This is a genomic window from Gammaproteobacteria bacterium, assembly GCA_027296625.1.
In the GTDB taxonomy this organism is placed as follows: Bacteria; Pseudomonadota; Gammaproteobacteria; order JAKEHO01; family JAKEHO01; genus JAKEHO01.
This window is the reverse complement of the sequence record JAPUIX010000164.1, coordinates 1-11,005: the sequence shown is the minus strand read 5'-3', so window position 1 is coordinate 11,005 and position 11,005 is coordinate 1. Positions and strand designations below refer to the sequence as shown.

The following is an 11,005-nucleotide window of genomic DNA, read 5'->3' as shown; positions in this document are numbered from 1 at the left end:
ATAACCCAGTTCGATCCAGAACTGTAAGTAATCGTTGTGAACGTACTGCAATGAACTGTGATCTTCGACAGGGCTATAGGCCGGATAGGCGAGACCGAACGCCGAGGGTCCCAGCCCATACCACGGGGCATCGCGAAGGAGCTCTGCCGAGGCGCGCCAGATCACGGAACGTTCATGGATGGACCCACCCGACTCGCTGAGCCCATCACTCGGGTCCATCAAAACCTGCATGGAACCCAGGGCGCTATCGAGCCGATCCGTCAGCACCCCGCCTGTTTGGAGGTTGGCAAGGCCGAATGCGGCGAATGCCAAGACCATGACAATGGCAGGGTAGCGCACGGGCACACGCCGAACTGCTGACAGCACCAACACGGCAATGCCCGCCCAAAAACCCAATAACGCGCCGCGGCTCAAGGTCACTGCAATCGCGTAATACAAACAAAAGAGCAAGAGTCCCAGCAAGAGGAGCCGAATGGATCTCCGTTCGGCCTTCGCCTTCAGCAGAAAATAAGCGGACAAGGGTAAAGCGATGAGGTTTAGAAAAGCGGCGTTGGTATTGGGCTGGACGAAGAACGACTCCGGGCGCATATGCGCAATAAGATTCTGATAGAGTGACACCGATACCAGCACCAGCGAAAGCCCGATAAGCACAAGCACAAACCCTCGCCAGAACCGCTCCGGGTCTGGCAGCCAGGTATACAGCCAGAATGCGAGCGGCAGGCTGCCCACCAAGAAAAAACCCATGAGGCTCACATACTCGACCGGACTGAAAAAAACGGATACCCCCATCCACAGCCAGAAGAGACTCAAGGGGACACTGACCGGGTTCAAGGGAAGTCTCACACCGCGCTCATAGGAAGCACAAAGCGCAACGCCTAACAGGATCAGGAGCAGGGGTGTCGCGAGGGCAACACCAACAAACCCCGCGTCAGCCAAGACAATGGCCGTGATGATGGCGCCCATGGCCAGGCCGACGGGCAGCGTGATCAGGAGAAGTCGGGCTTTAAGCATCGCTCGCAAGGCGCTGTGAGACGCGGTAATGCCGCCCATGAAGGTGATTTAGAAAAAGCAGGGGCCGGCAAGCCGGCCCCTGGGTGAGTTGGGTCGGCTGGGCCGACCAGTCGCTTATCGCGTCATGACAGGCAGCGGGTTAGCAGTCAGATTTGTCGGGCGTAATGGTGGGCGATGCACCCACGCCCGCCGCAGCATAGAGCACGTTGCATTGCGTTGGGTCGTTCGCACCGTCCTTTTGGATTTCCCAGTCGCCAGCATTATCAACCCCGGTAAAACCGGTGATATCCTGCAACGCGGCTTCAATACCGGCCGCATTGGACGTTGGGTAACGGTTCACCATAGTGATGACCTGGCCTTCCATCGTGACCGAAGCGCCCGTTGTACCTGCCTGTGCAAGCTGCAAGGAATGGGCGAGCGCCGCGGCACTGCGTACGCTACCGGCGAGCCCATCGACGGTCGCCTTACGGGCCTCGATTTCAAGACCCGCAAAACGGGGAAGGGCAAAGGCCGCCAGGATCCCCAAGATGGTGATCACGACAACCAGCTCAATGAGGGTAAAACCCTGCTGTTTGATTTTCATGTCGACTCTCCTTTGGGCCGCAGCCCAATTCGAGAAATGATAGAGCCCAGGGGCTCAAGGGACAGAGCCTGCCGCAGCCTGCTCCGATGGCGTAAGCATGGCTGAGTACTGCCGTATATTCAAGGTCTTAGGTTGATCGGATCGTTCGATCTGTGAAGCGGATCACAGACTTTTTCGGCGCGCAAGTAGATACCATGGGAGCCGATTTTCACCGCGCAATTTGTGAACTCCGTCACACTTTTGGGTAGGCTGGAAGAAAAAATAAAAATGGAAAAGCGCTCACAACGGGGTCATTGAGGACCGTGTGATCTGTGAACCCTGTCACAGTTTTGACCACGGACTAGCGCAGGAAGGCCAAAACCGTCGCCGTCACGTAGAGGCTCCCCGCCATGACCATCAGCCCCACCAGGCGGTGCCGATAGGAAAAGAGCCGATCCAGCTCCCCATGGGGTGCATCTAACGCGTCAAGCACCCTATCGGTCCTAATCCACCGATTCATCCAGGACTCAAATCCTTTGAGGATGCTCGGCCGGACAATGACGATGATGCCGATAATGAGCGTGCAGAAGCTGCCCAGAATGACAAACATCACGACGCTTTCCACAAGCCAGGTCATGATGCTGTCTTCGTGCACGCCGAGGGATTTTGAGGCAGCGCCTACGCCTTCGAAATTGATGAGCAGCATCAACAGCGTATAGAGGGCTGCTATGACAATGACGGCACCGACAAACACATGCTTACGGTAAAAATAGCGCTCGATCAGCCAAGGGCTTTCCAAGGGCGACAGCCACCGGTCGAATGATATCCATCGGTTCAAGACATTCCCCGCACGCACGATGCTGCCCGGCGCAAAAAACATCAAGACGCCTGCCAACAAGGTGACAACACTAAGAATAAAGAGACAGATCAGGGCCACATCGATCATGGCAGCGAGAAGGACGACGATGACATACGTGCGCTTGACCCACAACCGCCGTGATGAGAGCCGAAATCAACGCTATTTAGGCCAGTTCCGTTTCTGCGCTGTTGCACTTGCTGAGCTCAAATGGGCTCGCGATGAGTCAGACGTTAAAAAAATTTCATGTGCCAGCCATGAGAACGCCCTAAATCAGTGGGCGCCACCTGTCGAGATGGTCGCCAGATCCCACATGGGCAAGAATACGCCCAGTGCCAGAACCAATACCACAAACCCGATCGCCGTGATCAGGATCGGTTCGATGGCAGCACTCATGTTTTTAACCTCGTAGTTCACCTCCCGTTCATAAAAACCGGCAACCTCCGAGAGTAACTCGTCCAAGTTACCCGTCTCTTCGCCGACGGCAATCATTTGTAATACCATGGGGGTGAACATATCCGTGACGCCCGCGGTGCGGGTCAACGTCTCTCCTCGCTCGATGCCGTTTCGCATGCGCAGGATATGATCCCCCACATACTCATTATCCAGCCCTTTTGCCACCACAGTCAGCGCCTGAATCACCGGCACGCCGGACCCCAGCGCCATAGAGAACGCGCGGGCAAAACGTGCAAGGGTTGCGCGTTTGATGATACTGCCGATGATGGGGAACGCGAGTTTCAGCTTATCCCAATTATAACGACCCTGCTCCGTTTTGATGTACAACTGGAAAGCAACGATGAAGACCGCTAAACCCACGAGGATCGAAGGCCAATAATTCACAGTAAAATCCGATGTGCCAATGATCACACGCGTCGGCCAAGGTAAATCCGCATGCTGCCGTTCAAAGACCTTGGCAAACGCAGGAACGACAAAAATGTTAATCACACTGATTGCAATGGCAATTGCAATCCCGACAAACATCGGATAACGCAATGCCGTCTTGATTTGATCACGGGTATCCTTTTCAAACTCAAGGAATTGCGAGATGCGGAGAAACGCTTCATCCAATCGGCCCGTCTCCTCACCGACGCGTACCATACTGGAATAGAGCGTAGAAAATATTTTGGGATGTCGCGCCATAGAGGTTGAGAGGTCTCGTCCTGTCTCAAGACTGGCCTGAATATCTCTCAATGCATCAGTTAGCCCAGGATTCCGTGCAGAAGAGATAAGACCCATCAGCGCCTTGGTGATGGGCACGCCCGAGCGCATCAGCGTGTACATTTGCCGACTAAACATTGCAAGATCCGTGATGTCGGGCGGCTTATAATTAAGGCGCGCGAGGACTTTCCCGAGCTTATCCCTATCCTGCCGCAGGATTCTTTCCCCAATGTCGATTGGGGTGATGCCACTGTTCAGCAATTGTGTGGCCACGGCATCGGCAGAGCCTGCATCGATGTCGCCCTGGATTAAGTCACCTCGGCCACTACGGCCTTTATAATGATAAAGTGGCATGATTGATTAGTTGGTTGATCCCTTGCAAGATGCCGCTATAACGCGCCATATCGTCAAACTGTTGGGTACTTGGTGCCAAGAATCAGTACGGATTTAACAAAACACGATGTAATGACACGTCTTAAACAAACCCGCTGGAATAGTCCTTTTATGCCCTTGGTGTCAATTTAGCGACACTGCTCGCTTCAACGGCCAGGTTCCCCGCCTCCTGAATCGCCTCTTCGTCCACCACCGCTTCCAGATCCGCTGAAACACGTATGACCTCGCTCATGGTCGTGATACCCTGCATCGCATACTCGAGCGCGATCTGATCGAGGGGTCGGTAGCCGGACGCCTTCCGTGCTAGCGCGGCAAATCCGGCCGTATCACCGTGTCCGAGGATAGTCGCCATCTCCGGGTCAATCTCCAAGAGCTCATAGACACCGACGCGTCCCAGGTAGCCAGTGTTGTTGCAATGGGCGCAGCCTGCTCCCTGTTTAAACTTCGCTGCCAGGGCCTTGTCAACATCGATGCCGTTGGCACGCAACCATGCAAGCTCACGCCCATCAAGCTTTGCGGGCTCGGCGCAGCTTTCACAGACACGCCGGACGAGTCGCTGCGCAAGGATGGCCTGAAGTGACGAAGCAAGTAAATAGGGCTTAATACCCATATCCACGAGACGATTCACTGTGCTAATAGCGTCGTTGGTATGCAAGGTCGATAGCACCATATGCCCTGTCATGGCTGCCCTTAGGCCGATCTCCGCCGTCTCTTCGTCACGCATCTCACCTACCATCACGATGTCGGGGTCCTGGCGCAATGACGATCGCAACACCCGTGCGAACGTGAGTCCAATAGCTGAATTGACCTGTACCTGATTGACCCTCGGAAGCCGGTACTCCACCGGGTCTTCGACTGTGATGATCTTATTTTCCGGTGTATTGAGGAGCATGAGTACAGCATAGAGTGTCGTGGTCTTGCCACTACCCGTGGGACCCGTCACTAGCATCATGCCATGGCTTCTCCTCACCGAACGCTCAAAGCGCACCCTGATGTCATCAGGCATGCCAAGGTGATCTAGATCCAGCGTTCCCTCGGTCTGATCCAAGAGGCGCATGACGACCGATTCCCCGTACTGAACGGGCATGGTGGAAAGCCGAACATCAATATTCCTGCCTTTCACGTTCATGGTGAAACGCCCATCTTGCGGTAAGCGCTTTTCGGAGATGTCGAGTCCTGCCATCAGTTTCATCTTCAACACCAGCGCGTTCGCAATGCGAGTCTCATTCATGACGTGCTCTTGCAATGCGCCGTCAACACGCTGTCGGATCCGCAACACATTCGCATCCGGCTCAATATGAATATCGGAAGCCCTGACCTGAATTGCATCCTCAAACAGTGACTCAAACAATTTGACCACCGGCGCATCGGCGACATCAGCATCCGTCCCCTCATCAAGTGCAGTCTCGCCCGCCGCCAGCTCGTCACCTAACTTTCCTGCAAGTCCTGAGATCTCGGCAGTCCGCCGATAGACCATGTCAATGGTACGGAGGACATCCGACTCACGAACCAGGGCTAATCGAATAGGCCGTTTTAGCAGTTTGCACAACGCATCGTAGGCAAAGATATTGGTGGGATCTGCCATGCCGACCAAGATCCCATGATCACCGCCTCCGCCGCGCGTTCCCTCAAGGGGGATCGCCCGAAAACGCCGGGCATGAACTTCAGGCACCAAGCGAATGACTTCCGGGTTGAATTTGTAGTGTCGTAGATCGATGAACGGAACGCGTAATTGCTTGGATATATATTTCAGCAAGGTGTCTTCATCAATAGCGCCACTTTCTACGAGGATCATGCCGAGCTTGCGTCCGCTTTTTTTCTGCTCCGCGAGTGCAGCCTCAAGTTGTACCTGCGATATCGCCTTGTGCTCAACAAGCAGGTCGCCAAGGCGCAATTTTTTGCGGCGTTGATTCATGAATCTCTGTGCATCGAAAGAACCGCAATCCGTTCACTCGCATAGCGCTGCAGATCCGCCGTCATAGCATGTCCATTAAGGGCCTTTCTATATGCCACGATGGCAACGTCGTCGTCACCCATGGCCTCCAGCGATATCGCCAGACCCATCCACCACACGCCACTATCAGGGCGCACCTCCACGACCCTGCGATAAGCAGTGACTGCCTCTTCATGCCGGCCCAATCGTTGATACAAGGCAGCCATGAATGCATGGTATTCGGGATCCTGCACAACATCCGGTTGTGCGTCCTCCAGCACGCTAAGCGCCTTGTCGACATTGCCCTTGGCAACGAGCAAACGGGCATAGAATTTGGCAAGTTTCGCATTGTCCGGTGTTAGCTCGATCCCCTGGGCTAAAAGCTGCTCGGCTTCATGACGTCCCCCCTGCCCCAGATACTGTGTGGCCAAATAGATTCGCGCCTTCACGTTTCTAGGATCAAGCTCGAGCGCCCGGCGGAGATGCTCATTGCCATCCAAGAGGCGGCCTTGGCGGTATAGCGCAAGTGCATCCCGGTAAGACTCCTTGGAGCGCTCAACGGGATCAGGTTTCCGAGGCGTTTTATCGACGACCCCACGGACCAGAGCCGGCTCCGGCGAATCATCCGCATAACTCAACAATTGCGGTTTCCGTTGCGATTCTATTGTTTGCACATCAGAAGTAACGGCCGTTTCGTGCACCAAGTCAATCGCGAGCCTTGTGTTTTGTGCGCCCGTTAACAGATCGGCCCGTTCAACACGTACCGCATCATTCAGGTCAAAAACGAACTTTAGTTCATTCCCGTCCGACTCGCGAACCCTGACGTTGGCAAGCAGCAAATGCTCGCCAAAATCTCGAGGCAGTTCGCCCGTTAACTGGACATTCACGAGATCCAACACCGCCCGGTGCGGCGTTGTCAGCACGTACACTTTATATTCGGGTGTGCCGTTCAGCTCCATCGCGATTCCAATCCGCCCATCGTGCTCGGTTATAGTCAGGTCGCTGATCTCGATGCGCTCGGCGGGTGCATCCGCCCCACGGTCGGCCTCGGCGGTAGGCGGGGAAGATGCCGTACTCTCTGACTCGGTCAGCTTGGCTTCCGGCCTGACCGCGGCGAGGGTCAGATCCATGACAAACGGGGTGCTGGCATCAATGCGCTCTTCGGGGCTCACGGGGACCTCGAGCACCGCGGCTTCCATCGCTTCAAATTCGGTGACCACAACTTCAGGCTGCGGTTCCACTCCCGCATCTGGGGCGGGTTCTGGGCGCGGTGTGGCGATTATCTTGGGCGACTGATCAAGCGGCATCAGGGATTCGCCGGGCTCTGTCTCAAACCACTGGAGGGGGATCCCCTGACCGGTCAGGATCCATACCAATAGGCCAACGAATAACACCAGCAAGACGATCCCCATACGGATCTTGAATGAGCGATTGGGCCTATGAATGCCATTGGCCGCTTGCAAATCGCTAAGCGGCTTGCCGTCAGCGCCCTTCAGGCTCGCCTGACGCCCGTCCAAATCATTCAGCACTTGATTAATGAGGCTCATCGCGATTGCACTACCGGCTGTTCAAATGACAACCCCAACTTGAGCAGGACGATTGGGCCGCGCTAGCCGTGTAGCCAGCGAGTGAAGGTCGGAAACAACGTAGTAACCCAGGACCTTTCAATACGCTGGGCTTCAACTGTATCTTCTACAGCCACGCGCATGTGTGCTCGCGTAACAATCAGGTCCCCTTTACCATAGGCCAACATCATCGCCTTGTGGCAAATAATATTAATGAGTCTCGGAATCCCCTCGCTTCCCTTGTACAGCAGGTGCAGCGCACCCCTGGTAAACAAATCTTTCCCACGATAACCGGCAATCGCAAGTCTGTGGCGGACATAGGCCAGCAAGGCAACCCGGTTCAGCGGTAATAAGCGGTATGAAAATGTAATCCTTTGCCGTAACTGACGTACTGACGGTTGTTTGAGCAGGGCATCGAGTTCTGGCTGACCAAATAGAACAACTTGTAGCAACTTACGCCTTTCCGTTTCGAGATTTGTCAAAAGCCGCAAGGTCTCAAGCGTCTCAACCGGCATGGCCTGCACCTCATCCAGGCACAGAACCACCTGCTTTTTATCGCGGTAGTAATCCAAAAGCGCTTTGGCGATCCGTTTGATTAAAAAGTGCTGGCTAATCCCTTCTTCATAAGTCACGGAAAGCTCATCCGCGATCGCGAGTAACAGCGAGGCGGGTTCAAGGTACGGATTGTGAATATAGGCCCTGACGAAGTCAGCGCCTAATGTGTTGAGTAATTTGCGGCACAGTAGCGTCTTACCGATGCCAACTTCACCGGTAATCTTTACGAATCCCTCACCACTACGCAGCGCAACCAGCAACACGTTAAGCGCGTCCTGATAACCCGCGCGGTTCATAAAGTAGCTGGTATCGGGTGTGATGGCGAAAGGGAAATCGCGCAACGCAAAATGCTCAAGATACACAACACCACCTCACTGATTCATTGCAGCCATAATGCTTCGTCAGGATCATGGGCATTTCTAGATCCCAACCCTTCAACGTCATTCCATCTCACCGAAACCTTCATTGATTCCCCTCTGCGGCAACATGCCTATTTCTCCGGTCGCATCTACGTCTTCTCTCAGATGCTCAAATGACCGAGTCGCCCGTTGCAGGGCGTCTGCCCACTGCTGTCCGTCCTCCACAACGATCGGGCGCAAGACGATGACAAGTTCACTTTTGATCGACTGGCGTGATCGCTGACGGAACAATGCCCCAAAAATGGGCAGGTCACCGAAGCCCGGCGTCTTCGCGTCCTCATCGTTCTGCAGCTCCTGCATCAGGCCACCGATCACGACCAGCTGACCCGAGCGGGCCCGCACGATGCTGTCCGACTCGCGCACCTGACTCAGCGCCAGCGGCAACCTTTGCACTTCGCCACCCACCTCGATAACCTTCTGCTGGTCTTGGACTCGGGTCACCGACGGGTGGATATGCAGCATGACATCCCCTGTCTCGCTTATTTGCGGCGTAACATCAAGGGCAACACCCGAGAAGAACGGCGTCAGCTCTATGTTGGGTGTCGATGTGGTGGTGGTACCTGTTATCGTGGTGGTGGACACGTCAGTGACAAAGAACTCATCTTGGCCGACCTTGATGACGGCCTTCTGGTTGTTCAAGGTCGCGATACGTGGGCTCGAGAGCACCTGCACATTGCCCTGGAGCTGGAGCAGTTCAATAAAGGCCTTGAAATCAGCCCGATCGATAGCCAGCGAAAAGATGCCGCCAAAGGCCGAGGCCAGGTTACCGGAAATGGCGGAGAAGGCAGCCGGATTAAGATTGCCGGTCTCGCCGGCGATATCGCTAATCCCGAGACCAGTGGGGCCGACGGCGGTGCCGCCGCCGGTCTGGCCGAGGGTGGCATTGCCGATAACGGCCGCCCAGTTGATGCCCGACTGAAATTCGTCGCTCAGCTCTACCTCGAGGATCTTCGCTTCCAGGATCACCTGGCGCTGCACGATCAACTGGGTCGCCAAGATGAAACTCTCCACCTCGCGCAACTCATTGGGCAGTGCGCGCACCACCACCACACCCGACTGGGGGTTGACGACGACGCTTCGCCCTTCGCCGCCACCGATGATCGCCTCGATGGAGACCTGTATCTCATCCCAAAAGGTCGTCACCGGCTGCACCGTCGATATGGACGTACCGGGGATGCTTTGCCCGCCCCCGCCGCCAAGACCCATTTGTGTTGGGGTCACATCATCCACGGATGCAGAAACTGCGCCTCCTCCGCTTGTTAGGGAGCCGGAACTGACAAAGGTGGATGAGCTACCGCTACGCCGTACGTTGAGGAAATTGATCTGATAGATGCGCGCGCGCATTCTTCCGGGCAACACATGGAAACCGTAGGGCATGCGCTCGTATTCAAACCCGTAGACGTCCCTCACTATCCCCATGACCTCGGGGATGGTGACATTCTTGAGGTTCAATGAAATGAGGCCACTGACCTCTGGATTCACCACCATGTTGTACTCGGTGCCTTCCACAAGGCTCATAAAAAACTGCTCGGCGGGCGCGCCGGAGACGGAGATGTCAAAACGCTGGTCATCGACCAACTCCAATGTGTCCACCGGCTGGAGGCCAATTGAGGGCAGCAAGGCTTCGGAAACCATGTCAGGGACCCCCTCCTCGACAGGTTCCACCGTCATGTCCTCCTTAACCTCCTCTTCAAACGAATCCAACGGGCCGGAACGAGGGGGCGCAAATAACTCACAGGCGCTCACTGCCAGCATGATGCCGATGAGCAAGAGCAATCGCCTAACGATGCCGTCGCCTGGCCTCACTCACGCTCTCCTTCAGCGGGGGCTTCGCCCACCGGGGTTTTTACGACCTGCTGCACGAGATTCACGGTGACACGATCACCGCCATGATCGAGAACCACCGACGTCGGCAAGATTTCCAATACGGTTGCAGGCCCCAACTTATCGCCAGGCGTGACCATCTGGCCGTTTACGATCGCGCGGCGTCCCGATGGCGAGATGGTAATCCCGGTCACCTTCCAACCGACCCGCTCGCTGCCATCATCGATGACGACCTGGGACTGAGGTGCCGCAGAATAGGTGGGCGGCCGCGTTGGGTCCGGCAGTGGTGCCGTAACTCCCTGACCGCTAATGAATGCAAGCGTCAGCATCGCCGCATAAACCTTCATCGACCCTTATACGCCTATCCAGTTTTCATCAAGACTTAATGTATATATGGTGATTGAGCTCAGCGCCTTCGGATATTCCTCAACCTGATAATCGATCTTATCCCAGAAAAACGCCCACGGTAGCGCCTCGAGCTTGCGCAGGTAATCCAGGGTATCCAAATAGCCCCCTTCAAACTCGATCCGTAGCCCGTGCCGGTATGCCGTTTGCAGCGTCCTATCCGGCGATAGGCCTTTCTCCTCTGTTGTTAGCATCGCGCCTTGCACCTCATCAATAAAATTTTCGACGGAGCTCTTCTCGACGAGGGGTTCAACACCAAGCCCCTCAAGTCGCACGAAGTTCAATCCGTCACTCTGCTTCAGCACCGTCTCCAAAACCTTTGCC

10 protein-coding genes are annotated in these 11,005 nt (G+C 55.4%); all 10 read right to left on the bottom strand.

The annotated features are described in order from the left end of the window. Positions 1-1,050 (bottom strand): O-antigen ligase family protein (locus O6944_10090; protein ID MCZ6719486.1); only part of this gene is annotated, 1,050 nt, incomplete at its 3' end. Between the two features lie 100 nt (positions 1,051-1,150). Continuing rightward, entirely contained in the window at positions 1,151-1,594 is a 444-nt protein-coding gene (locus O6944_10085; GenBank protein ID MCZ6719485.1) for a prepilin-type N-terminal cleavage/methylation domain-containing protein, read from the bottom strand. A 340-nt stretch (positions 1,595-1,934) separates the two neighbouring features. Beyond that, positions 1,935-2,564 (bottom strand): hypothetical protein, encoded by a 630-nt coding sequence (locus O6944_10080; protein ID MCZ6719484.1) that lies wholly within the window; start codon positions 2,562-2,564, stop codon positions 1,935-1,937. A 138-nt stretch (positions 2,565-2,702) separates the two neighbouring features. Further along, entirely contained in the window at positions 2,703-3,941 is a 1,239-nt protein-coding gene (locus O6944_10075; protein ID MCZ6719483.1) for a type II secretion system F family protein, read from the bottom strand. Between the two features lie 148 nt (positions 3,942-4,089). Beyond that, positions 4,090-5,895 (bottom strand): ATPase, T2SS/T4P/T4SS family, encoded by a 1,806-nt coding sequence (locus O6944_10070; protein ID MCZ6719482.1) that lies wholly within the window; start codon positions 5,893-5,895, stop codon positions 4,090-4,092. Further along, positions 5,892-7,460: a tetratricopeptide repeat protein gene (locus tag O6944_10065; protein ID MCZ6719481.1), complete on the bottom strand. Its 1,569-nt coding sequence runs from the start codon at positions 7,458-7,460 to the stop codon at positions 5,892-5,894. Before O6944_10065 ends, O6944_10070 begins: the two co-directional genes overlap by 4 nt. Positions 7,461-7,522: 62 nt before the next feature. Further along, entirely contained in the window at positions 7,523-8,395 is an 873-nt protein-coding gene (locus tag O6944_10060; protein ID MCZ6719480.1) for an AAA family ATPase, read from the bottom strand. A 78-nt stretch (positions 8,396-8,473) separates the two neighbouring features. Beyond that, entirely contained in the window at positions 8,474-10,258 is a 1,785-nt protein-coding gene (gene mshL / locus O6944_10055) for a pilus (MSHA type) biogenesis protein MshL (protein ID MCZ6719479.1), read from the bottom strand. Further along, positions 10,255-10,623 carry a general secretion pathway protein GspB gene (locus O6944_10050; GenBank protein MCZ6719478.1) on the bottom strand — a complete coding sequence of 123 codons (369 nt, stop codon included), beginning with the start codon at positions 10,621-10,623 and terminating at the stop codon, positions 10,255-10,257. Before O6944_10050 ends, mshL begins: the two co-directional genes overlap by 4 nt. 6 nt (positions 10,624-10,629) lie before the next feature. Beyond that, positions 10,630-11,005 (bottom strand): hypothetical protein (locus O6944_10045; protein ID MCZ6719477.1); only part of this gene is annotated, 376 nt, incomplete at its 5' end.